This is a genomic window from Mesorhizobium sp. M7A.F.Ca.CA.002.05.1.1 (assembly GCF_003998335.1).
GTDB lineage: Bacteria > Pseudomonadota > Alphaproteobacteria > Rhizobiales > Rhizobiaceae > Mesorhizobium.
Window position 1 is genome coordinate 1 of the sequence record NZ_RZQI01001425.1, and the last position, 894, is coordinate 894.

The window sequence follows — 894 nt, forward strand, 5'->3', positions numbered from 1 at the left end:
AGCTATCCCGAGCGTCAATGTGTTTGGTGGCTATGCGGATGCCCCCGAGATCTCCGACGGCTCGCTGGTGCCGACGCGTACCATCTTTGCCGGCATCTCCTGGGACGTTACCGATCCGCTGACGCTGCGCGGCAGCCTCGCCCATGAGCAGCGCCCGACATTCGACCGAACCACATTCGGGCTCGGCCTAACCGCGCGGTTCTGATCATGTTGTACATCTGGCACCTATCCATCCTGCTCAGTGCCCTTTCCCTGGCGATCATGCTTCTGCTGATCGTGCGTCGGGTATTGCAGGAGCGCCGGGGGACGGCGGGCGCCGATCAGCGGCGCCTTCTTCTGACGGCGCTGATCGCCTTCACCGAAAATCGGGATCGCGAGGCATTGAAGACGGCGCTGCTTGCGGTACCGGCGAGGGTGGCGATCGATGCCGGCTTCGAGTTTATTTCGCTGTTGCGTGGCGAGGAGCACGACGAGCTCCTTTCAGCCTTCAATGAATGTGGCCTGCCGACCCTTGTCGGCACCCAGCTTGAAAAAGGCAACGGCGCCGAACGCGTCCACGCGGCCGAGATGCTGGCGGCGCTGCGTTCGGAAAACGCGGTGGCAAACCTGCTTTCGGCGCTCGATCGTGACCGCTCGCGCGAAGTCAGGATCGCCGTCGCCATCGCGCTGTGTGATATTGGCGCCTTGCCGCCGCTGGTCGTAACGCTGCGCAAGATCGGCGTGGCGGGGCAGCGCTCGCGACGCCTGATCGAGCTTTTCAGGCGCTTTCCGCCAAAGCGGTTCGACGAGCTCAGGGATTACACCGGACGTCAGGACGCGGTGCCTTTCATCAGGGCGGCCGCAATCGATGCGCTTGCCCGCAACGGCGGGTTCCGGTTTGGTGAGTTCTTTGCC

Annotated in this window: 2 protein-coding genes; both read left to right on the forward strand. The window is 63.6% G+C overall.

What is annotated here, in order from left to right; all coding sequences use genetic code 11:
- A partial coding sequence (locus tag EN939_RS36080) for a YaiO family outer membrane beta-barrel protein (protein WP_127272045.1) occupies nt 1-205 on the forward strand: 205 nt, incomplete at its 5' end.
- A 2-nt stretch (nt 206-207) separates the two neighbouring features.
- Nucleotides 208-894: HEAT repeat domain-containing protein (locus tag EN939_RS36085; protein ID WP_127272046.1), on the forward strand; the 687-nt coding region annotated here is incomplete at its 3' end.